This window comes from Aurantibrevibacter litoralis, from assembly GCF_034651555.1.
GTDB lineage: Bacteria > Bacteroidota > Bacteroidia > Flavobacteriales > Flavobacteriaceae > Aurantibrevibacter > Aurantibrevibacter litoralis.
Genome location: NZ_JAYEEQ010000002.1, coordinates 126,207 through 150,693, shown reverse-complemented (window position 1 = coordinate 150,693; position 24,487 = coordinate 126,207). Strand labels below are relative to the sequence as shown.

The 24,487-nt window shown below is 40.4% G+C and carries 19 protein-coding genes; 12 read left to right on the top strand and 7 right to left on the bottom strand.

Going from position 1 to position 24,487, the window contains the following annotated elements; genetic code table 11:
• Both U1E44_RS02730 and U1E44_RS02725 read left to right on the top strand, forming a co-directional pair.
• On the top strand, positions 1 to 650 hold a 650-nt coding region (locus U1E44_RS02730; protein WP_322929459.1), incomplete at its 5' end, for a gliding motility-associated C-terminal domain-containing protein.
• Between the two features lie 9 nt (positions 651 to 659).
• Entirely contained in the window at positions 660 to 1,574 is a 915-nt protein-coding gene (locus U1E44_RS02725) for a PorP/SprF family type IX secretion system membrane protein (RefSeq protein ID WP_322929458.1), read from the top strand.
• 45 nt (positions 1,575 to 1,619) lie between these two features.
• Here the strand turns inward: U1E44_RS02725 and U1E44_RS02720 are convergent, their stop codons facing one another.
• The 4 genes from U1E44_RS02720 to U1E44_RS02705 form a co-directional block, all read right to left on the bottom strand.
• The gene (locus U1E44_RS02720; protein WP_322929457.1) at positions 1,620 to 3,128 is read right to left on the bottom strand and encodes a S10 family peptidase; all 1,509 of its coding nucleotides are present in this window, start codon (positions 3,126 to 3,128) and stop codon (positions 1,620 to 1,622) included.
• 40 nt (positions 3,129 to 3,168) lie between these two features.
• The gene (locus U1E44_RS02715; protein WP_322929456.1) at positions 3,169 to 4,056 is read right to left on the bottom strand and encodes an alpha/beta hydrolase; all 888 of its coding nucleotides are present in this window, start codon (positions 4,054 to 4,056) and stop codon (positions 3,169 to 3,171) included.
• A 17-nt stretch (positions 4,057 to 4,073) separates the two neighbouring features.
• Entirely contained in the window at positions 4,074 to 4,808 is a 735-nt protein-coding gene (locus tag U1E44_RS02710; RefSeq protein WP_322929454.1) for an NYN domain-containing protein, read from the bottom strand.
• Positions 4,809 to 4,928: 120 nt separating this feature from the next.
• Entirely contained in the window at positions 4,929 to 7,382 is a 2,454-nt protein-coding gene (locus U1E44_RS02705) for a M14 family metallopeptidase (RefSeq protein ID WP_322929453.1), read from the bottom strand.
• 281 nt (positions 7,383 to 7,663) lie between these two features.
• Here U1E44_RS02705 and bshC point away from each other — a divergent pair, with 281 nt between their 5' ends.
• Both bshC and U1E44_RS02695 read left to right on the top strand, forming a co-directional pair.
• Entirely contained in the window at positions 7,664 to 9,268 is a 1,605-nt protein-coding gene (gene bshC / locus U1E44_RS02700) for a bacillithiol biosynthesis cysteine-adding enzyme BshC (RefSeq protein ID WP_322929451.1), read from the top strand.
• Between the two features lie 79 nt (positions 9,269 to 9,347).
• Positions 9,348 to 10,718 carry a pyridoxal phosphate-dependent decarboxylase family protein gene (locus U1E44_RS02695; protein WP_322929450.1) on the top strand — a complete coding sequence of 457 codons (1,371 nt, stop codon included), beginning with the start codon at positions 9,348 to 9,350 and terminating at the stop codon, positions 10,716 to 10,718.
• Between the two features lie 9 nt (positions 10,719 to 10,727).
• Here the strand turns inward: U1E44_RS02695 and U1E44_RS02690 are convergent, their stop codons facing one another.
• Positions 10,728 to 11,273: a pyridoxamine 5'-phosphate oxidase family protein gene (locus U1E44_RS02690; RefSeq protein WP_322929449.1), complete on the bottom strand. Its 546-nt coding sequence runs from the start codon at positions 11,271 to 11,273 to the stop codon at positions 10,728 to 10,730.
• Positions 11,274 to 11,597: 324 nt separating this feature from the next.
• Positions 11,598 to 13,628 (bottom strand): glycoside hydrolase family 65 protein, encoded by a 2,031-nt coding sequence (locus U1E44_RS02685; protein ID WP_322929448.1) that lies wholly within the window; start codon positions 13,626 to 13,628, stop codon positions 11,598 to 11,600.
• Positions 13,629 to 13,707: 79 nt separating this feature from the next.
• On the opposite strand from U1E44_RS02685, the gene guaA reads away from it, so the two are divergent.
• Genes guaA through U1E44_RS02660 form a run of 5 tightly spaced genes read left to right on the top strand, consistent with a single transcriptional unit; the run spans position 13,708 to position 19,400 of the window.
• Positions 13,708 to 15,240, top strand: a complete 1,533-nt coding sequence (gene guaA, locus U1E44_RS02680; RefSeq protein ID WP_322929447.1) for a glutamine-hydrolyzing GMP synthase — start codon at positions 13,708 to 13,710, stop codon at positions 15,238 to 15,240.
• A 2-nt stretch (positions 15,241 to 15,242) separates the two neighbouring features.
• Positions 15,243 to 17,396: a LysM peptidoglycan-binding domain-containing protein gene (locus U1E44_RS02675; protein ID WP_322929445.1), complete on the top strand. Its 2,154-nt coding sequence runs from the start codon at positions 15,243 to 15,245 to the stop codon at positions 17,394 to 17,396.
• A 6-nt stretch (positions 17,397 to 17,402) separates the two neighbouring features.
• A complete protein-coding gene (locus tag U1E44_RS02670; RefSeq protein WP_322929444.1) occupies positions 17,403 to 17,810 on the top strand; it encodes an OsmC family protein in 408 nt (135 codons plus the stop codon).
• Positions 17,798 to 18,334: a DUF922 domain-containing protein gene (locus U1E44_RS02665; protein WP_322929443.1), complete on the top strand. Its 537-nt coding sequence runs from the start codon at positions 17,798 to 17,800 to the stop codon at positions 18,332 to 18,334. Before U1E44_RS02670 ends, U1E44_RS02665 begins: the two co-directional genes overlap by 13 nt.
• 52 nt (positions 18,335 to 18,386) lie before the next feature.
• Positions 18,387 to 19,400: a S66 peptidase family protein gene (locus U1E44_RS02660; protein ID WP_322929441.1), complete on the top strand. Its 1,014-nt coding sequence runs from the start codon at positions 18,387 to 18,389 to the stop codon at positions 19,398 to 19,400.
• Positions 19,401 to 19,489: 89 nt separating this feature from the next.
• Here the strand turns inward: U1E44_RS02660 and U1E44_RS02655 are convergent, their stop codons facing one another.
• Positions 19,490 to 20,359 carry a hydroxypyruvate isomerase family protein gene (locus U1E44_RS02655; RefSeq protein ID WP_322929440.1) on the bottom strand — a complete coding sequence of 290 codons (870 nt, stop codon included), beginning with the start codon at positions 20,357 to 20,359 and terminating at the stop codon, positions 19,490 to 19,492.
• Between the two features lie 47 nt (positions 20,360 to 20,406).
• Here U1E44_RS02655 and U1E44_RS02650 point away from each other — a divergent pair, with 47 nt between their 5' ends.
• The 3 genes from U1E44_RS02650 (at position 20,407) to yidC (ending at position 24,291) form a co-directional block, all read left to right on the top strand.
• Positions 20,407 to 20,643 carry a DUF3820 family protein gene (locus tag U1E44_RS02650; protein ID WP_322929439.1) on the top strand — a complete coding sequence of 79 codons (237 nt, stop codon included), beginning with the start codon at positions 20,407 to 20,409 and terminating at the stop codon, positions 20,641 to 20,643.
• Between the two features lie 60 nt (positions 20,644 to 20,703).
• Entirely contained in the window at positions 20,704 to 22,341 is a 1,638-nt protein-coding gene (locus U1E44_RS02645) for a CTP synthase (RefSeq protein ID WP_322929438.1), read from the top strand.
• A 93-nt stretch (positions 22,342 to 22,434) separates the two neighbouring features.
• A complete protein-coding gene (yidC, locus tag U1E44_RS02640; protein ID WP_322929436.1) occupies positions 22,435 to 24,291 on the top strand; it encodes a membrane protein insertase YidC in 1,857 nt (618 codons plus the stop codon).
• Positions 24,292 to 24,487 lie beyond the last annotated feature (196 nt).

Here is a 24,487-nt window from a genome sequence, read left to right as displayed (position 1 = left end):
CGGTTGGCGAAGCCGTGGGCTGTACCGAACACTCCTTTACAACCGAAACCATAGCTACGATACCGGACTGTACTGTTTTAATAGCACCATTAAACGGCGCAACTGAGGTGCCTGTGGATACGGATATTGCTTGGGAAACTGTGCCCAATGCCGATGGTTACAGGGTAAGCATAGGAACAACCCCCGGCGGTGTTACTATTTTAAACAATGAAGATGTTGGTTTTTTAACATCGTACAGTGTTTTGAATGAGTTCCCTTTTTCGTCTACGATTTACGTTACCGTGGTTCCTTACAATGTACATGGAAGTGCTGAAAATTGCATCGAAGGATCTTTCACAACTATAGCAGAACCTTTAGTTGAATCCGAATACGGATTTTCTCCCAACGGGGATGGTATTAATGACTTTTGGGAGATTAAGGGCATTGAAAATAGCCCCCAAAACATAGTTACCATTTACAATCGTTGGGGCGATATGGTGTTTAGTCTGGCTAATTATGACAATCTAAACAATGTATTTAGAGGCGAAGCCAACAAGTTGAATGGTTTTGGAGCGGACACCTTACCAAATGGCACCTACTTTTTTGATATTCAAATATCCGGCACCCACAATTTAAAAAAGCTAAAAGGTTTTGTAGTCATTAGACGTTAATAAAAAAATATGCATAAAAGAATAATTTTCCTGGCACTAACAATTTTGGTATCGTATACCATTTCTGCACAGCAAACCCCGACATTTTCTGAATACAATTACAACCCTTTTATTGTAAATTCGGCCTATGCCGGTCTTACACCAAATGCGGAAGTAACGATAAGCAATGCAGGGTTTTTTAATCAATTTGAGGGAAGTCCCAGAACATTTGCACTTACCGCACACGGATCTACCAATAGAGATAAAGTAGGATTGGGTGCAGGAATTCTTAGGGATGAGATTGGGGTTACCACTTCTACCAGTTTTTTTGGTGCTTATTCGTATAAAATATTTTTCGATTTTCAAAGCGATCGTCCGTATTGGCAGCATTATCAGCCCGGGGTACTTTCTTTTGGACTTACGGCAGGATTACAGCAATATAAGAACAATTTGTTGGAGTTAGGAATTTTGGACGACCCTAATTTTGCTCAGAATATTTCAGCCAGTATTCCAACACTTGGCTTAGGAATTCTCTTTAATCATGCCAATTTCTATATTGGTTTTTCGGCACCCAACGTGTTGGGCGATTCTTTGGCAAGTGATGATAATTTGAGTTTGAAAAATCCGGTGTACGGGTATTTTGGGTATCGCTTTTTTAATAATATTTTTCAGGACTTGATGATAAAGCCCAATATGCTTGTTAAGCATGAAGATGGGGCTCCTTTGCAGGCCGATATCAATTTAGCCGTAAGTTTTAAGAATAAATTTGAAATAGGAGGTGGTTACAGAACAACATCGTCCGTAAACCTTTTGGCCGGTGTTTATTTGTTTGATAGTGTTCGTTTAATTTACAACTACAATGTCGCAATGAATGATTCTCCCTTGGGTAACACACATGGATTTGTCCTAAGTTATCAATTTGGACATGGATATCTTATCGATTAGGCTTGTAGTCATTCTAAATCATTTTTCAACTTCTTCGATGTCTTTTTATTTGGAGAAAAATGCCCTGACGTCTTTGGCTAGTTCAATTAAATCTGGTTCATGAGTATACATCATATGCCCACTTTCGTAATACTTTAGTTGCGTGCGCTCCATAACAATCCCATGGCGGGAAAAGGTATATTCGGCATCAAAGAAGGGAGTTATAAGATCATAATACCCACAGGCTACCAATACGTTCATTTCCGTATTACGGCGCATGGCATCGCCAAGTCCACGTGCTACATTTACAGGTGTTGGTTCCCAATAGGTACCTTCGGGTGCGGTTCTCCATCGCCAATGATTTCCTAGTTCCTCATTGGAAACAATGTAAGGACGATCCATAGTTATTTTTAAGGTTTTGGCATAATACTCATGCAAGGCGGCGGTATATGCGGCACTGATTTGATAACTCGCCGGGTCTCCCAAATGAGGTTCTTCCGAAGCGGCATCAGATTCTGCTCCCATAAAACGACCGTCTAATCTTCCTATGGCCAATCCTTCTTTATCAAGGAGTTGCTTCTGAAAACGAGGCACCAGAATACGTAAATTGGATTTTAGAATATAGGATTTTTCTAATCCTGTGAAATAGGCCAGTTTTTCAGCTATTTCATTTTGTTGTGCCGTACTCAAAAAAGAACCTTTATACAATGCCGGGGCATAGGTATCGTAGGTAAACGATCGGCATTCTTCCGTAAAGGCGGCTAAGGTTTTTCCTTGCCCCGCTTTTTTATGATACCAAGCGGTGGCGGCCATACTCGGCAAATAGGTTAGGTACGAAGTTATATTATCATGAATGGAGGTAGAACCATCATAGTCTAGCGCTTGAGAAATAAGTATAAGTCCGTTTAAGGCCATGTTTTCAGTTTCGTCCTCTAGCGCATTAGTCACGGCCACTGCTCGGGTAGTACCAAAACTTTCTCCGGCCAAATATTTTGGCGAAAACCACCTTTTATTTTCCGTTATCCATTGTCGAATAAATTGGGCTATAGAAGCTGCATCCTCATTTAAGCCCCAATAATCAGTAACTTTACCTTTTCCGACAACCCTGCTATAGCCTGTTCCTACAGGATCTATAAATACGAAATCGGACAGATCTAATAATCCATGGGTATTGGCAACTAGAGGATAGGGCGCAGCACCGTCATCTTCCAAAGCATCGGAATGCACCTTCACAACTTGAGGGCCAAACATACCCATGTGCAACCATACCGAGGCCGATCCAGGACCGCCATTAAACACGAAAGTGACAGGGCGCTTGCCGGTTTCTAGGACGCCTTCTTGGGTATAGGCCACCGACCATATAGAAGCTTCTGCTTCTCCCTGTTTATTTTTTAAATACGTTTCTTTCGCTGTAGCTTTATATTTTATTGTTTTACCACCAAAGGTTCCTTGATGAAGGGTAATAAATGCCTGAGGTTCCGGAATGGGAAAGACTACATCGGTTTCAATCTGAGCCTTCATGGCAAACACAAAAAAAAGAAAGGGAATTATAAAGTAGCTTTTATATGTTTTCATTACCGAAGGATAGTGTTAGGTACCTTAAAGAGGGTGTGTTTTATTTCTGATGAAACGTATCCGACACAAACGCTAGGACATGAGGTAGGGATTCGCGCCAGTAGGTCCAGTTATGAGCACCGTCCCGTATTCGAAATTCATGCGGAATTTCCTTTTTCTTTAAAGCGATATGTACAAGACTGTTGCCTTCGTACAGAAAGTCGTCGTCCCCACAGTCGATGAACCATTTTACGGATTTTAATTTTTCTGCGTCGGTACTCTCAATAAGGGAGAGGGCATTATGCTTTTCAAAATAGGTTTGTAAAGCGCTATCCGAATCCGTGTAGGTTTCATTAGTACGTGCAAAACGAGCCTTTAGCTCCTCAAGACTCAAGGGGCCTACGTACGCACTTAATGGGCAGGCCGAGGAAAATAATTCGGGCCGGTGAAGTGCATACATAAATGTGCCACCACCACCCATGGAAAGTCCGGCAATGGCTCTGTAGCGTTTATCGTTCTTAATGCGATACGTTTTTTCTACGTAGGGCATCAACTCCTTAAAGAAAAAATCCTCGTAATTCCAGTCGCCTTTTATATCATTAAAATAACCGCGTTTTCCCGTATTGGCATCGGGCATTACAATGATCATAGGCGTGGCTTTTCCTTCTTTTATGGCGTTGTCGGTAATGTGAAGCACTTCGCCAAATTGTACCCACCCGGTTTGGTCGTCACCGGCTCCGTGCAGTAAATAAAGCACAGGGTAACTCCTTTGGGAAGTATCGTAATCCGGAGGCAGGTATATCGCAAATTTTCGGTCACTTTTTAGAATGGCGCTCTTTACGGTAAGATTGTCGAATACTTTTCCGGTCTGGCCAGCAACAGTAACGGAAATGAAAAGGGCTAGTAGGAGGGATAATGCTCTAATTTGAATATTTTCGATTTTTAACATGTTAGTTTAAATTTAGGTTATTTTATGCGCACATAAACCAATTTAAATCGGCCTTTGGAATTTTCGCGTTCTTCTACTTCAAAATTTTTAATCGATTTTATAAGTGGTGTTAGTTTTGGAAAACCGTAATTTCTGGAATCAAAATTGGGCTGTTTTTTTTGGAGTAAGCTTCCTACATCTCCCAAAAAAGCCCAACCATCGTCATCGGCCACATCGGAAATGGTGGCCGAAATTAATTTTATTTCTTTGTGTGTAATTTTGTCTACATTATTCTTTTCTAGGTCTTTGTTTTCAGTCGTTTCTACGTCATTTCCGGACGTTCTATTTTTTAAAATTTCGAGGTATATAAATTTGTCACAGGCTACAATAAACGGATTTGGGGTTTTCTTTTCACCAATTCCAAACACTTGCATACCTGCCTCTCGTAATCGTGTAGCCAATTTAGTGAAGTCGCTATCACTGGAAACCAGACAAAATCCATTCACTTTTTCGGAATACAGAATATCCATGGCATCAATAATCATAGCGGAGTCGGTGGCATTTTTACCTGTGGTGTAGGAATATTGTTGTATTGGGGTGATGGCATTTTCCAACAACACATTTTTCCATTTTGACAGCTTGGGGTTGGTCCAATCGCCATAAATTCTTTTTATGGTGGGGTTGCCGTATTTAGCAATTTCCTCCATCATCCCTTTTACATTGGCCGATGGAATATTGTCACCATCGATAAGTACTGCCAGTTTTATGTCCATATTGTGTATTGTTATCGCACCTCCTCTGTGTTTTGATGGGTGGCACCCATTCCTTTAAGTTTAACCTGCCCCAATAGAGAATGTAGGCACTTAATATCTCTAAAAGCACCGCTAAATGGCTTACCTAACCATAAACAGCGCATTGGCAAAAAATAACTTTCCATTTTCCCAGAATCCGCGAAAAAGGGGATTATCTACCATATAAACCACCTGCCCTTTTCCATGTGTTTCTACTCCAAAAATAAGGGTTTTATCAATTTTTTTTTGAGCCTCGCTTCCGGCAAATCCGGATACAGGGATGTTTGCGCCGGCTTCTAAATATACTACATTTCCTTTATCTAAATAGTCATACGCATCACTTCCCAATTTTAGGGTAAAATAGGAATTGCGATAACCAAAAGCCAAAGGGTGGGTAGCATCGACCTTAGTTTTAAAAATTGCCCCGGTAATTTCATCTTTAATCGCTTCTCTTGCGCTTTGTCCGTAATCGTTTAGGATCACTTTAGTACTGTCTTTAGGAAAGGTACGTTCTTTTACTGCAAAGCCTTTTTTACTGCCGATTCCTTTAATAGCGCCTCCCATGGCAATCAGTTTACCACCATTACGCACCCATTCTTTTAAATCTTTCAGTTGTTTTTCACTAAAAAAAGTAGTGTAATTTCCATCGGGCAAAATAAAGACATCATAATCCTTTAGTGGTACTCGTTGAAAATAGTCACTGTCAATCACCGTTACAGGATAGTGCAATTGTTGTTCAAAAAAATGCCATAACTCTCCAAATTGTAAAGTTCGGGTAGGTTTTCCTGTTAGTAGCGCTACTTTTGGGGGGTGTATCATTCGTACAGAGGGCGAGCCAAAATCGTTGCCTTTGTCTACAAAACCAGTGGTCGTTGGTGTGAGTGTTTTTTGGTGTTTTTGGGCTGTCGCGCTTAAAACAGAGAGGTAATTGTTATGATGTACATTATCCCCTTTGGTGATAATCAGGCTTCCTCTATCATATTTTTTGTCAAGGATCTGAAAGGGCGTTTCGGAATAGCGAACTCTAATTTTATTTTTTAATAGTTCTGCCAAAAACCGGGCATCTTGCATGCTGTTCCAATCCGTTATAAAGGCATAGGAATTTGGGTCTAATGCTGTTAGCGAAGGCTGTTCAAATTCATAGGGTTTACCGGGGGCCAATGCATCAGAAGCAACCGCATTTAATCCATAGGCATAGGGTAAGGACCATGCGGTGATGTCATACGTAATGGAATCGCTTAATTTGGCTTGCGGCTCTAATAATACTTTTACCAATGTACTTTTTACCTGATCAGTAGATACCACCAAACTTTTTTCTGTGGCCTTAAAAGTGCCTGTTTTTCCGGTGGTATAATCATAGCCCTTAATTGTGTTTGTGTTGGCTGCACTATACTTTATTTCGTGTTGATCTAAAAGCTGCGTCAGCGCCTTAATGCGATCAGAATCCCCGTTAAGGACATAACTTTTTTGTTTGTAGTTTTTGGTGGTGTAGAATTTTTTAAATTCTTCGTTTAGTTTAATTGCGTTTGCCGATGCGACTTCTACGGTAGATAATCCGGTTGTGTGATGATGTGCAATACGATCTTTTAGGGTTAGCGTGTCGCCAATAGAGGTAATGATTCCCAAACCGGCCCTGCCACTTCCACCTTGTTCGTAGGTCATGCCGATAGCTCCATTGTAAGTAGGATAGGTATCCCCATAACTCGGATACAACAAATCAAAACGTTCTTTGGTAAAATAGAACCAGCCATTGGCATCAAAATATTTAGCGTTATTTTTGCCGATGGTTTGTTGAAAATCACGTTGAAAATCGGTAATTACTTCATGCAGTGGTTCGGCTGCCGGAGCAAAGTAATAAGGATTGTCAACGCCTTGCTCATGAAAATCTACATGTACCATAGGCAACCATAAATTAAACATCTTTATTCTTTGCTGACTTTCTACCTGCGTAAGCCAAGCCCAGTCGCGGTTTAAATCGAACATATAATGATTAGAGCGTCCGCTTAACCACCCTTCATGATGTTCCTTACTGTTCGGATCTTCATTGTATGGGGTATTTTTAAACTGATTGTACCAGTTCGCATACCGATCTCGGCCATCGGGATTTATGCAGGGATCCATTATTACTATGGTATTTTCTAGAAAAGCGGACTTGCTGGTTAGCAATTCGTATAGGGTTAGCATAGAGGCTTCCATGCTAACACTTTCATTGCCATGCACATTGTAGCTGAGCCATACTATGGCTTTTTCCGGATTTCCGACACCGGTGGTAGTTGCCAAATGGTCTTTTCGGATACGTTCCAAATTTGTGATATTGGCAGCAGAAGAAACGTAGGCTAAAAGTAAGGGTCGGCGTTCATTGGTTTTGCCATAGGGTACCAATTGCACCCTATCCGGTGCCACTTTAGCGAGATATTCATAATAATCTACGACTTCATGATGTCGGGAAAATTGCGACCCTAAATCATAACCTAAAAATTCGGCGGGCGATTTTAAATCTTGCGCACCGGCAAGATGGATAAAGAAGAAGAGAACGAGGCCTAAAATTTTTTTCATAAAACGATGGATGTAATTCTGTTTTTTAGTTGTTGATATCGTAGCAAACTTCAAACATGGAGTCCCGAGGTATGGTTTATGCATACTAAATGTTCACTACGAGCCTTCATGTTAAATATGTAACGATTTTAGTCAAATCTACTATTATTTAGGCAATTTGAGCAAATGATATCGCTGCGTTTTTCTTTTTTTTCTTTTTCGGCCTATTATACTTCTTAACTTATTTTTAGGAATTGAAACAACAAGGAATTTTATCTTTACGCATATTTTAGTAGGCCTTTATGGAAGTAGACTGTTTGCCGTTTAAAGATACAGGGTATTTTAGCCCTCTTATTTGTGAGTATGTAGAACAAAAGGAGGCACTACGGTCCTTGTACCACAGATATCCCAACCTAGAGAATTTTAAGCAGCAAATTGTTGAGAAACGCGTTAGCTATCCCATAAAAAATAGAGCTGTTTTGTGTGGTGTATTGCAAAGGCAATATCAAAACATAGCTAAAAGCAAAGCTACAGAAGCTCAAATTTCGCTTCTATCATCCGAAAACACCTTTACGGTGGTTACAGGACATCAATTAAATTTGTTCACTGGACCTCTGTATTTTTTATATAAAATTATTTCGACGATCAATCTTGCCAAGGATTTAAAAAATAGGTACCCCGAAAATAATTTCGTTCCAGTTTATTGGATGGCTACTGAAGATCATGATTTTGAGGAAATCAATTACTTTAATCTTAACGGTAAAAAATTGCGATGGAACAAAAAAGTATCCGGCGCAGTTGGTCGCTTGGATACCGAAGGTTTAGATATTCTTTGGCACACATTTTCAAAGGAATTGGGAAAGGGAATGCATGCAGAAAAATTAAAAGAACTCTTCCGAAAGGCGTATTTAGAACACGATACCTTGGCCGACGCCACTCGTTTTTTAGCAAATGCATTATTTGGGGATTATGGGTTGGTAATTCTTGATGCCGATGACAAAGAATTGAAACAGTTGTTAGTACCTTATGTAACGCAAGATTTGTTACAAAGCACAGCACATACCGAGGTACGCAAAACCATTGACACCTTGTCGGCGATTGATGGGCGCTATACGGCCCAAGTGAACCCTAGAGCGATTAATTATTTTTACCTAAAAAACAATGTTCGGGAGCGCATTGTAGCACAAGACGGTATTTTTTATATCAACGATACCGATCAGAAATTTACAGAGGAAGCAATCCTTGGGGAGTTGCAAGATTATCCCGAGCGATTTTCACCCAATGTCATTACCAGACCGCTCTATCAGGAGGTAATTTTACCCAACCTCTGTTATATTGGTGGTGGTGGGGAAATTGCCTATTGGCTATTATTAAAATCGTATTTTGATGCCGAAAAAGTTCCATTTCCCATTCTATTGCTTCGAAATTCGGCTTTGGTCATTCATCCGAAGCAACAAAAGAAAATAGAAAAATTGAATTTGCATGTTTCAGATTTGTTTCTCAGTCAGGATGAGTTGATCCGTAAAAAAGTTCGAGAAATTTCAAAAATAAAGATCGATTTTACGCCGCAAAAAAAACATCTTGAGCAACAATTTAAACAACTGTACGATCTTGCCTCTCAAACAGACAAATCGTTTTTAGGCGCTGTAAAAGCTCAGGAAGCAAAACAACTAAAGGGCTTAGCGTTGCTGGAAAAAAGACTGTTAAAGGCCCAGAAAAGAAAACTGAACGATCATGTAGAACGAATTATCGCTATTCAAAACGAATTGTTTCCCAATGGATCTCTTCAGGAACGAAACCTCAATTTTTCGGAGTTATTCATGGAATGGGGAGACGACTTAATTCCTTTTTTAAGCGCCAAATTAAACCCTCTAGACTTTCATTTTTTAGTATTAAAAGGGCACTAGACCCTGCTTGTATGGAAATTTGACATCGGTTTGCAACTTCGCATCCTATTTTTGGTACTTTTAGATTAAATTTTTCTATATGCATAATATCGACATGGGTCTTATAGAAATGACATTAGATGTCATGAAATATGCCATTCACCGAATAACCAGTACGGCACCGGAATTGGGTCGCCCCAAACGGGAAGAAGAACTAAAAGAACTCGTAGGGGAAACCATAACCCCAAAAGGAATTGGCGGGGAAAATGCCTTTCAATTATTTAAAGATGTTTTGGTAAAAGCCACAGTACCCATAGACCATCCCCGCCATCTTGCCTTTGTTCCGGCTGCACCTACAAGGGCGGCTATTATGTTCGATTTGGTAACATCGGCCTCTAGTATACACGGGGCGTATTGGATGGAAGGTGCAGGGGGCATTTTTGCAGAAAATGAAGCCATGCATTGGTTGGTATCGCTTACCGGAATGCCCAAAGGCACGTTTGGGGTTTTTACCAGTGGGGGCACGGCAGCCAATTTATCAGCTATGGTAACCGCTCGAGAAAACTGGCGCAAAAACCCGGATCACGTGGGTGTGAAAGCCCTTATTTTAACCTCAAGCGGGGCGCACTCCTCCATTAAGGCCATGGCAAAGGTTATTGATGCCGATGTGGAGTTGGTAGAAACAGAAGAACGCATGACCGAAACCGATTTGCGTTTAAAAATACAACAATTAGAGCCTACACAACGCAAGCGCCTTTTTGCAGTGGTCGGTACGGGTGGTACAACCAACGCAGGCATTATCGACGATTTATCCGGGATTGCGAATGTATGTGAGGAAGAAAAGTTGTGGTTTCATGTCGATGCGGCCTATGGCGGCGGTGCCCTAGCAGCACCCTCGGTACGCCATCTTTTTAATGGTATCGAAAGGGCAGATAGTGTTACCATAGATCCACACAAGTGGTTGTTTTCACCCTACGATTGTGGTGCGGTTATTTATAAAGAACCAAAACTGGCCAAGGAAGCGCATGCCCAGCACGGTTCCTATCTCGATATTTTTAGTGATGATGGTGCGCATGGTTTTAATCCGGCAGATTATCAAATTCAACTCACCAGAAGGGTTCGTGGGCTTCCCTTATGGTTTTCTTTGGCGATGCACGGAACCGATTTGTACAGTGCCGCAGTAGAAAGAGGAATACAATTAGCCGAAATGGCAGGATCATTTATCGATCAAAATCCCCAATTAGAATTAGTGCGCAAACCCAGTTTGTCCTGTGTGCTTTTTCGTAGAATAGGTTGGTCTCCGGAAGATTACCGAAATTGGACCTACAGAAATCATCGCGACGGATTTTGTTTGGTAACCCCCACCAAATGGAACACTAATGGGGTGTCCGAAACGGTGTCCCGATTTTGTTTTATAAATCCGGATACTACAGAAAAGGATATTAAAGATATATTGAATAGCATGGCCTAAAGATAGTGCCTAGGGTACTACAATAGCACTTTGCCACATCTCTTTTGTTTTTGTGAAACGAATTCTTAGATGATGCGGTTTTTGTAGTTTTAAGTAATCGATGCTGTAGGGAGCCACTTCCACACTACAGAAATAATTTTTATCTGTCAAAAAAGTCAATTCAGTATCTGTATCCAAAGGAGCGCCCGGTGGCAAGGCTGCGGTATAATCTCGCTTGGCGTTCGCGTGCATAGTCTCCCAAATAGCCTTATGAGATTCCATTGCGTTATGGATATGCGCTATTCCGTCTATTTTTAATTGCAGAAAGGTATCGGGGTTGTACAGCAGCAGGGAAACCTTGTTGTTTTTTTTGATATGACGAATTTTTTCGGTTCGCATGTCAGTGTAGAAGATAAGGTTGAAATGTTCTGAAATGTCTCGAAGCACTACTGTTCTCAAGCTCGGAGCATTATGTGCATCCACAGTGCCCAGTGCCATAAAGCGAAAGGGATGGGTTTTTTGATGTAGGCTTTGCTGTAACGCCTCTTTTACCTCCTGTAGCCTTTGGTCTTGCATTGCCACTTATTTTGTATAAAGGTAAAAAATTATAAATTGAGGTAGGGTTTTTTAGAATGAAGTTGTTCTATAATAAAATTGCTGTGAAAAAGAAATACTATTGAAACCCGTTGTTCATTTTTCTTTGATTCCTTAAGTTTTGCCATGCCTTAAAGGATACATCGAAGAAATCGTCATTACTTCCTTCAGGATCGAGGCAACTAATGAAGATTTTAGGATTAAATAGGTACTAAATAAGCTAAATGCACAACGGGATATTGAATTATTAATTTGTTTGGTTGGTTTGATTTTTAGTTAAAAGCCCGGTTGGTTCCCGGGCTTTTGTTATTTAATGACGAAAGTTTGCTTATTAGGTCCTACTCCTTTTAAGGTGAGCGATTTCCATGCTTCAGGCAAAATCGGATTTTTTTGAACGATGCCTTCCTCTGTAATATCCAATCCACCGAAACCAAACAGTACCACTTGTAGCATGCCACCGGCACCTGTGGCAAAATAGGGGTTATCACTGGTTGCTGCTTCTGCTAAAGCTCCGAAAGGAGGGCGCTTATTGGGTTCATAACTTCGTTTGTACAGGCGGTACGCCTCCTTAGCATTGCCAAGACGGGCATAAATTACAGCAAAAACAGATTGTCCCATAGCGGGGCCTTCTTCAGCCAGTTTGGGTTCATAATAGTGAAGGTCTTTTAAAACGGTTTCTTTGTCGTTAATTATGGTCAATGGATAGGTAAGCAAGTTAACATCGGCCTGTTTTATGCGTTCACCGGCGTAGTTTTGATGTTCTTTGGTAGTGCCATCCGAAAATTTTAAAATAACGATATTAGAAGCCAATTCATTCCAATGCGGATTGGGCGTTTCACCAACCTCTTTTGCGGCCAACGTTGCAAATTGGAGTGCCGTAATGGCAGAACCGTTGGTAAAGGCATTGTCATCTACATTTGGCGCAAATTCATTGGCACCTACTACATTTTTAATGGAATAACTTCCGTCTGTATTTTTGGTACTTCGGCTTACCCAATAGTCCGCCACCTCCTTCATTAAAGGATAGCCTTTTTGAGTAAGCCAATCCAAATTTTTAGTTACCCGGTAATAATTCCAAAAGGCAATGGAGACATCGGCCGTTATATGATGCTCAAAAGTACCCGTTAAGGCCCATGCCGGAGTTGCTTCTTCTCCGGTATCATCACTTTCCCAAGGAAACATGGCTCCTTTATAGCCAAAATTGATGGCTTTTTCCTTTGCCTTTTCCAAACGATCAGAACGGTAATTTACCAAAGAACGGGCAATGTCCTGATTTAATAGGAGTAATGGAGGAAACATCCATAACTCGGTATCCCAGAAAATATGTCCGTTATAATTCTGGGAAGATAACCCCATAGGGGCTATACTTAAATTGGAGTCGCCTCGCGAAAAAGCGTACAAGTGGTATAGGGCCAAGCGCACATCCAATTGATCCTGAAGATTACCTTCAATTTCAATATCGCCTTCCCAGAGGGTGTTCCATAATTTTTTGTGTTGTTCTAAAAGTGCTTCTCTTGGGGTTAATAAATTAAAGATCACAAAACGTTCCGATTCCGTTTGGGGGTCGGCAAAATCCTGTGTAGTACACTCGGCTCCCGTCCAAGCAAATTCAAAAACTTCGTCCTTTTTTAAACCCATCTCAAAAACCAATCTATGGTCGTAGGCTGATGCCTTTTCGTGCACTAATTTGGGCCTCTGATGTTCTCTTGTAGAATTAATCGCATGCCAAATAAACGTGGCAGATGTGGCCACCGTATGTCTTTGGAGTCTACTTTTTGCCACGGTTTGTAGTATGGGCATTGTGGTCTCTAAATCTTCTAATACCCGAAAGGTGCTTATAGGATCTACATACTCTTCAGGCGTACTTATTTTACCGGCTGCCTTCAGTAAAATTGGCTTTAATGGAACCACTTTAATATCTACATAACCTGCATAAGGAATGTTGCGAAGCGCATATATAGTGTACGTAACCTTTGCTTTGTCTTTAAAGGTAAAAGAAGTCGTAAAAGCAGCGGTTTTCATGTCTAAAACCTGTTGCCAATCTTTTACATTTTGCGCCGTAATTCTTTCGCCATCAATTTCTACCTCCAAATTGGCAAAATTCATCCCCAATAAAATTTTACTTACCCCAAGTGGAGATTCCTTGTCGTAAACGTTATTAAGAATAATTGATTTGGTTTGAAAAGGCTTGTCCTCCGGAAGAATACCAATGCGTCCATTGGCAGTGACAATACCTGTATATTTTTCTACTTTCGAAGCACTAATGGACCAACCATCGGTCTGAGCCACTAAGATAAAGGGCAAGCATAAGGCAATGGTAAGTGCGGATCGCTTCATGGAGATTATTTTTTGCGGAATATTTGTAAATATACTTAAAAGATACTTTAACAAAATTTACATTTTACTATTTTTGCCCATGCAAAATAACGTCCTTATTTTAGATTTTGGTTCGCAATACACCCAACTCATTGCTAGGCGGGTTCGCGAATTACAGATTTTTTGTGAAATAAAACCCTTCAACCACTTGCCGGAAGACCTCTCCTCCTATAAGGCGGTGATACTCTCCGGTTCCCCTTTTTCGGTACGTTCAGATAAGGCGCTGCACCCCGATCTTTCAAAAATTAAAGGTATTAAACCCTTATTGGGTGTTTGTTACGGCGCACAATATTTAGCGCATTTTAACGGAGGTTTGGTGGCGGCGTCTAATAACAGAGAATACGGTAGGGCTAACCTTTCTTATATCAATAAGAACCATCTTTTTTTTGAGGATATTTCCGAAGGTAGCCAGGTTTGGATGAGTCATGCCGACACCATAAAGGAACTTCCTGAGCATACCGTTCGCTTGGCGAGCACTGATGATGTGGAGAATGCTGCGTATAAATTTGAAGGGGAAGACACCTATGGCATTCAATTTCATCCAGAGGTCTATCATACTACCGATGGAAAAAAAATATTGGAAAATTTTTTGGTAAAGATAGCCGGAGTGGCTCAGACATGGACTCCCGACGCTTTTGTAGAAAGCACAGTATCAGCTTTACAGCAGCAATTAGGTCAAGACAAAGTGGTGCTGGGATTATCGGGTGGCGTAGATTCTTCCGTGGCCGCTGTGTTATTACATAAAGCCATCGGGAAACAGCTCTATTGTATTTTTGTGAACAACGGTCTTTTGCGAAAAAATGAGTTTGAAGACGTGCTGCACCAATACAAAGACATGGGACTTAATGTAAAGGGTGTAGATGCTTCGGCACGCTTTTTGGAAGCTTTGGCAGGAGAAAGCGATCCGGAGAAAAAGCGAAAAATAATTGGGAGGGTATTTATTGAGGTTTTTGATCACGAAGCACATCTTGTTCAGAATGTAAAATGGTTGGCGCAAGGCACTATTTATCCCGATGTAATAGAATCTATTTCGGTTACAGGAGGGCCTTCTGCCACTATTAAAAGCCATCATAATGTAGGTGGACTTCCCGATTTTATGAAACTTAAAGTAGTAGAACCATTAAAAATGTTGTTTAAAGATGAGGTAAGACGTGTGGGAGCGAGCATGGGAATAGTGCCGTCTCTTTTAGGTCGACACCCTTTTCCTGGGCCGGGATTGGGTATTCGTATCCTCGGAGATATTACTGCCGAAAAGGTGGCCATTTTGCAAGAGGTTGATGCTATATTTATCAATGGATTAAAAAAATGGGGATTATATGATAGTGTTTGGCAGGCCGGAGCTATGCTTTTGCCGGTACAAAGTGTGGGTGTGATGGGCGATGAGCGAACCTATGAAAAATGTGTTGCCCTGCGTGCTGTAGAAAGCACAGATGGGATGACTGCCGATTGGGTAAATTTACCCTATGAGTTTTTACAAAAAACATCTAATGAAATTATCAATAAGGTGAAAGGAGTTAACCGGGTTGTTTACGATATTAGTTCAAAACCTCCAGCAACCATAGAATGGGAATAAAGATGCAGCACATAACGTTTATTACTAGAGTAGCACTGGTCTGTTTGTGGTTTTGTTTTTCTACGGTAACCGCCCAGCAATTCATCAGTCATGCCGTTAAAGAAGGAGAGACCCTTGAAAGTATCGCAAAACAGTATCGGGTTACGCCTTACAGTATTCTTTCTCAGAATAAAGAAATAAAACAAGGCACGGTCATAACTCCCAATACGATTTTGGTAATCCCTGTGGGGCAAATTACGGCTATAAATGCACCGATAGCTAAGCAAGAGGCAAGAAACACCAAAAAGTTCACCGAAACAACAGCCCAAGACGAACCTATTGGTTTTGGATCGCACAAGGTGCGCAAAAAGGAAACCATATACAGTATTGCCAAACGCTATGAGATTAGGGAAGACGACTTAAAGAAATATAATCGAGAACTATACGCCCAGCCGCTTAGTAAGGGGATGCTCCTGAAAATCCCAAAATATAAAACGGTGCGTACGGCTGAAAACGTGCTAAATGAAGCCGATTTAGAAACGTATGCTGTTCAAGAAAAAGAAACACGATGGAGTATTGCCCATAAATATGGTATAACTATCGATAGTCTTTTAAAGTTGAATCCGGAACTTGCGCAAAACAGCAATTATTTAGGTCTTGGGCAAATTCTACGGTTACCTAAATTAAAGGGGAGTACCCTTAAAGAGCAAGAAGTACAATTATACAACTCCTACACCATTCCAAAAAAGCAAACCTTTTATTCCATGCAAAAGGAGTTTGGGGTTACTTCGGATGAGATCATAAAACTAAACCCGGAAGTAGCGGAACGTGGACTTCAAGAGGGTATGGTTATTAGACTTCCTGTTAAAAAAACACCGAAGCTAGAAATTACCACCGATAATTTTATATTTTATGAAGTAAAACCCAAGCAAACTATTTTTTCGCTTACACGTGCCTTGGGCATATCTTACGCAGCACTTTTAGAACTTAATCCGGAGCTGGCAACAGGACTTAAAGCAGGTATGGTATTAAAACTACCCAAAGATAAAGCGAATGACTTGGAGGTGAAAAATGCCTTAATACTGGACAAGATTAACTTGGCAGATAGTATTAATCCTTTTAATAAACCTAAAGTACTTATCTTATTACCGTTCCGGTTAGATAAATTAAATTTAGCCGATACCGAAGCCACAAGAACTACCTTAGAAACAAGCAACGCCCTAAAATATAGTTTAGGATTGTATTCCGGGGCTTTGGTGGCGCTAGATTCTATTAAAAAATTGGGTGTTTCCGTAGATGTAAAAACCGTGGACACCGAATTAAGTTTGGCCAGAGTACGCACCATTTTGGCCCAAGAGTCGCTTAACGAACTCAGTGCTATTTTTGGGCCCTTAGATGGAAAATCCTTGCAGGAAGTAGCTGTAAAAGCCGAAGGTTATGATGTGCCGGTTATTGCACCCTTGTCTTCCAAAAGCGATATTAGTCTAGAAAATGTATTCTTTTCTTCAGCCTCTGAGGCTGTGTTAAGGGAACGAGTCTTGGATTTTGCTCGTGATAAATGGACAACCGAACAGGTAATTATTATCGCCGACGAAAAACACAAAGACGCACAGCAACAAATTTTAGCCACTTTCCCCAATGCTAAATTGGTACATTTAAAGGACAATTTATCGATAAATATTCAGGATTTCACCAATCTTTTGGCAAACGACAAGGAAAACTGGGTGTTTTTGGAAACGGATAATTTTAGTTTAATCTCAAGTGCCTGCTCCATTCTAAATTCGGCCATGAACACCGAGGTAAAAATTAAAATGTTTACAACAGACAAAAATAGGGCATTTGATAATGATGTGGTTTCCTCTACGCATTTGTCCAATCTACGTTTTACGTATCCATCAACCTTTTTGGAAGGATCTAACGACTCTTTTGTGAAATTGTATAAAAAACGATTTGGAATAGAACCCGATCGATATGCCGTTAGAGGGTTTGATATTATGCTCGACCTATTATTAAAATTAGCCTATAAAAACGATTTGTTTGAAGCGTCGCGATTCATAGGCGAAACAGCGTATTCCGGTAATAAATTTAATTACACCAAAGATAGCGTTTCCGGGTATTTTAATAAGGCCACTTATGTAGTAACCCTTCAAGACATGCAATTAAGTGAAGCAAAATAAAAACCTATGACTACTTCAAAAGTAACCTATACTGGAAATTTAAGAACCACATGCGAACATATAAGGTCTGGCGATTCTTTTATTACCGATGCCCCTGTAGATAATAATGGACTTGGACAAGCGTTTTCACCTACCGATACTGTGGCCACAGCCTTAGCAAGTTGCATGCTCACCACTATGGGTATAAAAGCGAGAGGGTTGGACGTGGATATAACCAACGCCACGGCCGAAGTGGTGAAACATATGGCAGCAGATCCTAGGCGTATCTCCAAGATAGAAGTGACACTTTTTCTTCCGGAAGCAATCTCTGAAAGAGATAGAAAAGTGCTGGAAAACACCGCCAGAACCTGTCCGGTATGGTATAGTTTGGATCCGCAGATAGAGAAAATAATCGAATTTAATTGGGTAGGGTAATACCACTTGTTTTTTGGACAATCTTCGTGATCATCGGACAGTTGTCTGCTCAGGAAAGCGAAGGTATACCATGGACTTCCGAGCGAAAGTTAGCATGGAGTGATTTTAGGGCTATACCTGAAGATAGGCAAGCTGTGGCCGCCATGACCGCAAGCGGTATTTCATATCAATTCGCTGCGGAAATGAGAAATGAGGATGAGGTGCACTTAACGTATACAGTAGATGCGTATTTCTATCCGGATAAATCGTGGTACCACCCGGCATTGGCCGATTCCCTTATTCTAGGACACGAACAACTACATTTCGATATTGCGGAGGTGTTTGCACGTAAGATGAAAAAGCAACTTTCGGAAACGCGTTTTTCTATGGAGGTAAAGAAGGAAGTGAAAACTATATATACTGCCATTATAAAGGAATTAAATGCGTTTCAAAACACCTACGATCAAGAAACGAATTACGCGAGAAACAAGGTGAATCAATTGCTTTGGGAACAAAAAGTACATTTGCTATTAGCATCGGAATAAATTAAATTAGACGTTTTAAATGACAAATCACCTCCAAAAAAAACACTTAATTATGAAAAATAGTAGCGTAATCATCGTGATAATCATCTGTTTTTTTGGGTTTAAAACCGACACAACTTTTGCACAAATGAGGGCTTCTGCGTTGCCGTCTATGGATATGATCCAACCGAATCGTTTAGTTCCTGGAGATACCGTTGCGATAGTGGCGCCATCCGGAGTGTTGCACAATAGAAAAGAAGAAATTCAAAAAGCGGAGGCTTTGTTAAAAGGTTGGGGGCTTCATGTGGTAGTGGGCAAGCATGTTTTTAAACAACATGGGCACTTTGCAGGAACAGATGCGGAACGGGCTGAAGATTTTCAAAATGCCATGGATAATCCTAATATTAAAGCGATATGGTGTGCGCGAGGAGGATATGGCACGGTACGCATTTTAGATCTACTAGATTATACGCAACTAAAACAACATCCGAAATGGCTGTTAGGGTATTCGGATATCACTGCGTTGCACAATCAGTTTCACAATCTTGGTGTAGAGACAATACATGCGATGATGTGTACCAGTTTATCCGATGATCCCGAAGAAATACAATATACGATAGACACCTTTAAGGATGCGATTTTTGGAGAGCCCTTGGCATATACCTTAAAAGGTTCTCCTTATAACAAGCCCGGTACTGTTTCGGGACCTTTGGTGGGAGGTAATCTAACCTTACTGCATACAATGTTAGGTTCTGATACCAGCATAGATATTTCCGGAAAAATTCTTTTTATTGAAGAGATTGGCGAATATGCCTATCACATAGATCGGATGTTACAAAGTTTAAAACGAGCCGGATATTTTGAAAATTGCAAGGGAATTGTGGTGGGCGATATTACCAAAGTAAGGAAAAATACCACGGAATTTGGCCGAACCATAGAAGAAATCATCCTAGATGCGGTAGCGGATTATGATTTCCCTGTTGCCTTTAATATGCCCGCGGGGCATGAAAAAGATAACCGTGCTTTAATTTTGGGTAGGACGGTGCAACTGCTGGTTACAAAAGACAAGGCTTCATTATCCTTTTAAATTTTTGTGTATCCGGAAAACTCATAAACTCAAAAAAAAACCACAGCCATTTGAGACTGTGGTTACTGTGTTACTACACAAGTATAGATTTATACATCGCAGATACCAACGCCTTCTTCAAGAGAAGCGATTTTATCTTCCCAAGTAGGTATAAATTCTTGAGCTACATACCCTTTATATCCCGTTTCTAAAATGGCTTTCATTATGGCCGGATAGTAGAGTTCTTGTGTTTCATTTATTTCATTCCTTCCCGGATTTCCGCCGGTGTGGTAATGCCCAAAATAGGAATGATTTTCTTTTATGGTTCTAATGACATCGCCCTCCATAATCTGCATGTGGTAAATATCATACAATAACTTAAAATTTTCTGAACCAATTTCTTTACACAACGCAACGCCCCATGCACTGGTATCGCACATATAATCTTTATGATCTACTTTAGAGTTCAGCAGTTCCATTTGAATAATAACACCATGTTTTTCTGCAAGAGGCATAATTTTCTTTAATCCTTCGGCACAATTTTTAAGTCCAACCCCAGCATCCATGCCATTGCGATTACCACTAAAACAAATTAGATTGGTATAGCCTTCGGCGGCCACACGTGGAATCATTTGGGCGTAGTCTTTTATTAATTCTTCGTGCAAGGTGAGATCGTTCCATCCCTTTTCTATTCCCATGCCCGCTCCCCAGCACATGGAAGCGTGAATATTGTATTTTTTCATCAATGGCCAATCTTCCGGTCCGGTTAAGTCCATAGCCTTAATGCCTAATTCATTTAGTTTTTTAAGAAAATCTTCCATGGGAATACTATTGTAGCACCAGCGACATACACTGTGATTAATGTTGCCTTTGCGATCTTTTGTTTCTGTTTTTTCGGTTGATTGTCCCGAGGCAATACCGGTGGCCAAAAATCCCACTGAGGCTACTGTTGTAGATTCAATAAATGTTCTTCGTTTCATTTCAAAAATTATTATGACCTTTAAAGGTAAATTTTTTAGCGCAAAAAATGGATGTTTTTCCCGATAAAAATAAATTAATAGAACTAGCCCATTACAAAATGCCCTTTGGGAAATTCAAAGGATGGTATTTGGTTGATTTGCCGGAGGCCTATTTAATTTGGTTTCAGCGACAGGGATTTCCGGAGGGGAAATTGGGACAGCTCTTAAAAGCGACGCTCGAAATTAAAGTGAATGAGCTGGAATACCTAATTCGAAAGATTCAAAAAGATTTTCCGTTAGATTAAGGGTGATATGTGTTTGCAATTTGTATTTTTGCTTGCGTTATGAACCCTACCCAACGCCCAATGCCTCAAACCAAATATATTTTTGTAACCGGAGGGGTTACTTCTTCGCTCGGAAAAGGAATTATTGCAGCCTCATTAGCCAAATTGTTGCAAGCTCGCGGTTACAAAACCACCATTCAAAAATTAGATCCCTACATTAATGTAGATCCCGGTACATTAAACCCTTACGAACATGGAGAATGTTATGTCACCGATGATGGCGCTGAAACCGATTTGGATTTAGGCCATTACGAACGATTTTTGAATGTGCGTACATCGCAAGCCAATAACGTTACTACCGGTCGTATTTACCAAAGTGTGATAGAAAAGGAAAGACGTGGCGAATTTCTGGGAAAAACGGTGCAGGTAGTGCCACATATCACCAATGAGATTAAGGAGCGTGTTCAGCTGTTGGGAAACAGCGGCGAATACGATATTGTGATTACCGAAATTGGAGGTACCGTAGGGGATATAGAATCGCTTCCGTATATAGAAGCCGTGCGGCAGTTATTATGGGAACTGGGCGATAATAATGGTATTGTAATTCATTTAACATTAGTTCCTTATCTTTCTGCTGCGGGTGAGTTAAAAACAAAACCGACACAACACTCGGTTAAAACCTTGATGGAAAGCGGTATTAAAGCCGACATCTTAGTGTGCCGCACAGAGCATGAAATTTCTGGTGATATTCGCGATAAATTAGCTTTGTTCTGTAATGTAAAACGCGAAGCTGTTATACAATCCATAGATGCATCTACCATATACGACGTGCCAGTACTCATGCAAGAAGAGGGCTTAGATAGCGTTACGCTTCAAAAACTAGCATTACCCAATGACAAACAACCCGATTTAACGCAATGGAAAGCTTTTCTTTCACGGCATAAAAACCCAAAAAGCGAGGTAACTATCGGACTTATTGGAAAATATGTAGAACTTCAGGATTCGTACAAATCCATATTAGAATCTTTTATACATGCCGGGGCAGAAAATGAAGTTCGGGTAAAAGTAAAACCAATTCATTCGGAATATATTACAGATCAAAATTTAAAAAAATCGATGAGCGACCTCGATGGTATATTGGTGGCTCCAGGTTTTGGGGAACGCGGTATAGAAGGAAAGATAAAGGCAGTACAATATGCAAGGGAACATGAAATTCCGTTTTTGGGAATTTGTTTGGGCATGCAAATGGCCGTAATAGAATTTGCGCGCAATGTGTTGGACTTAAAAGAGGCGAATTCTACTGAAATGGATGCCGCAACAGCGCATCCGGTCATAGGTCTTATGGAGGCTCAAAAATCGATAATACACAAAGGCGGAACTATGCGCTTAGGGGCATGGAGCTGCGATGTAAAAAAAGATAGTTTGGCTTATAATGTATATCAAAAAAACACGCATGTTTCGGAACGTCACAGACATCGATACGAATTTAACAACCACTATAAGCAGCAGATGGAAGCTGCCGGGATGGTTTTTTCGGGGATCAATGCGGATACAAAATTGGTAGAAATTATAGAATTGCCTTCGCACCCATGGTTTGTGGGGGTGCAATTTCACCCGGAATATAAAAGCACGGTGGCCAATCCGCATCCGTTATTTGTAAGTTTTGTTAAAGCGGCCTTGTTACATAAAAAAAAGCAAACTAAAGCCACTTTGTCATAAACCCATGAATTGGACTTATATTTGCCGTCAGAAAAACCAATCCCATCTATGCGCCACATATCGCCAATGGATAAGGCTGTAATATTATTGTAAATGGAAGAGAAAAAACTAGACATCAATACCATCATTGGTTTTGCGTTGATTTTTGGAATACTCATTTTTATGTTTTACCAAAATCAACCAACTGCAGAGCAGATTGAGGCAAAAAGAGTGCAGCAAGAGCAGCTAGATGCCGCACAAAAGGCAGCAAATGAAAATGTGGTTAAGGAAGCAGCACCAGAAATTCTAAACCCCAATGATTCTATCGCCGTGGCTACCTATAAGAACAGTATAGGTGCTTTTGGATACAATCCGCCTACAGAGGGCAACACCGTACTGGAGAACGAGTTAGTCTATTTTGTGATCAGTAACAAAGGCGGTCAAATTATAGAAGCCAAAATGAAAGGCTATACTACCTATGATTCGGTGCCGGTGTATTTGGTAAAAGGCGGCAACGCTAGTTTTGGGCTTACGTTTACTGCTTCAGATAATCGTGTTTTGCGAACTCAGGAACTTTTCTTTGAACCATCGCTTAGCCAATCTGGAGACAACCAAGTACTCTCTATGAAGGCCAAAGTTTCGCCTAATCAGTTTTTAGAATACCGATACGAAATAAAACCAAATGAGTATTTGGTCGATTTTACAATTCGTTCCGAAGGCTTAAACGGTGTTTTTCAAAGCAATCAGCCCATAGAACTGGAGTGGAAGTTAAAAGCGATACGGCATTCAAAAAGTATTCAATACGAAAATAGGTATACGCGATTAACATATAATCACGAAGACGGTAAAATAAGTAAGTTATCTGAAGGTAGCGACGACGAGGAAATAGGCACCGATATTAAATGGCTTTCATATAGGCAGCATTTTTTTAGTGCCATATTGGCCACCAATACACCCTTTGAGACGGGTACCTTAAATTCGGTAAACTTAGTTAAGGAAGAAAGTAAAACAGCAGGCTACACCAAAGAATATGCATCTCTGGTGCCTTTGAAAACAGCAGGGGGCGAAATCGCGTATGGAATGCATTGGTATTACGGTCCTACCGATGTAAAAGTGTTGGCCCAGTACAAGCAATTAGGCTTAGAAGATTCTATCCCCTTTGGATGGGGTATTTTTGGTTGGATTAATCGTTATATTTTTACCCCTTTATTCACCTTTTTAAGTGCGTTTATTCCGCATGGGATTGCCATTGTGGTCATGACCATACTAGTGCGTTTGCTTATGTCTCCGGTGACGTATAAATCGTATTTATCGCAAGCCAAAATGAAGGTGCTAAAGCCTGAAATTACAGAAATTAATGAGAAATTCAAGGAGAACGCTATGAAGCGACAACAAGAAACTATGAAATTGTACGGTAAGGCCGGTGTAAGTCCCATGAGCGGTTGTGTGCCTGCGCTATTGCAATTACCCATATTTTATGCATTGTTTATGTTTTTTCCCACTTCGTTTGCGTTACGTCAAAAATCATTTCTTTGGGCAGACGATTTGTCGTCGTATGATACCATTGCGCAATTACCCTTTACCATACCTTTCTATGGAGATCATGTAAGTTTGTTTCCTATATTGGCGTCGGTAGCTATATTCTTTTATATGATGATGACAACAGGCCAGAATATGCAAACCCAGCCGGGTATGCCTAACATGAAATTCATTATGTACCTGTCGCCTTTAATGATGCTATTTTTCTTTAATAGTTTTGCGAGTGGGTTAAGTTTGTATTACTTTGTATCTAACCTCATTACCATTTTTATCATGTTGGCCATTAAACATTTTATTTTGGATGAAAAGAAGATACATGCGCAAATACAAGAGAATAAGTTAAAACCCAAGAAGGAGAACAAATTTCAACGTAAAATGCGGGAGATGATGGAACAAGCCGAAGAACAGAAGAAGTTGGGGAAGAAGAAATAAATCGATCCTACGAAATAAATAGAAAAGCTCCCGTTTGCTGTTTGATGGCATTCGGGAGCTTTTTCAATAGGTTGGTTTGGTAAGATTTGGGATGTCAAAGATGCGCTAAACGCTAGTCGTAAAAAACAAATAGTTGTAAAGACGCTGTTTTTGTATGATAAACCTATCTTTTCTGTGGTGCGTAGTGTTGCTGTTT

Excerpts from the sequence above, each read along its gene's own strand:
- U1E44_RS02645 (WP_322929438.1), top strand. The coding sequence starts at position 20,704 with ATGCCTCAAACCAAATATATTTTTGTAACCGGAGGGGTTACTTCTTCG.
- U1E44_RS02725 (WP_322929458.1), top strand. The coding sequence starts at position 660 with ATGCATAAAAGAATAATTTTCCTGGCACTAACAATTTTGGTATCGTAT.
- guaA (WP_322929447.1), top strand. The coding sequence starts at position 13,708 with ATGCAAAATAACGTCCTTATTTTAGATTTTGGTTCGCAATACACCCAA.
- U1E44_RS02685 (WP_322929448.1), bottom strand. The coding sequence starts at position 13,628 with ATGAAGCGATCCGCACTTACCATTGCCTTATGCTTGCCCTTTATCTTA.
- U1E44_RS02695 (WP_322929450.1), top strand. The coding sequence starts at position 9,348 with ATGCATAATATCGACATGGGTCTTATAGAAATGACATTAGATGTCATG.
- U1E44_RS02710 (WP_322929454.1), bottom strand. The coding sequence starts at position 4,808 with ATGGACATAAAACTGGCAGTACTTATCGATGGTGACAATATTCCATCG.
- U1E44_RS02670 (WP_322929444.1), top strand. The coding sequence starts at position 17,403 with ATGACTACTTCAAAAGTAACCTATACTGGAAATTTAAGAACCACATGC.
- U1E44_RS02705 (WP_322929453.1), bottom strand. The coding sequence starts at position 7,382 with ATGAAAAAAATTTTAGGCCTCGTTCTCTTCTTCTTTATCCATCTTGCC.
- yidC (WP_322929436.1), top strand. The coding sequence starts at position 22,435 with ATGGAAGAGAAAAAACTAGACATCAATACCATCATTGGTTTTGCGTTG.
- U1E44_RS02690 (WP_322929449.1), bottom strand. The coding sequence starts at position 11,273 with ATGCAAGACCAAAGGCTACAGGAGGTAAAAGAGGCGTTACAGCAAAGC.
- U1E44_RS02650 (WP_322929439.1), top strand. The coding sequence starts at position 20,407 with ATGGATGTTTTTCCCGATAAAAATAAATTAATAGAACTAGCCCATTAC.
- U1E44_RS02675 (WP_322929445.1), top strand. The coding sequence starts at position 15,243 with ATGCAGCACATAACGTTTATTACTAGAGTAGCACTGGTCTGTTTGTGG.
- U1E44_RS02715 (WP_322929456.1), bottom strand. The coding sequence starts at position 4,056 with ATGTTAAAAATCGAAAATATTCAAATTAGAGCATTATCCCTCCTACTA.
- U1E44_RS02660 (WP_322929441.1), top strand. The coding sequence starts at position 18,387 with ATGAAAAATAGTAGCGTAATCATCGTGATAATCATCTGTTTTTTTGGG.
- bshC (WP_322929451.1), top strand. The coding sequence starts at position 7,664 with ATGGAAGTAGACTGTTTGCCGTTTAAAGATACAGGGTATTTTAGCCCT.
- U1E44_RS02720 (WP_322929457.1), bottom strand. The coding sequence starts at position 3,128 with ATGAAAACATATAAAAGCTACTTTATAATTCCCTTTCTTTTTTTTGTG.
- U1E44_RS02655 (WP_322929440.1), bottom strand. The coding sequence starts at position 20,359 with ATGAAACGAAGAACATTTATTGAATCTACAACAGTAGCCTCAGTGGGA.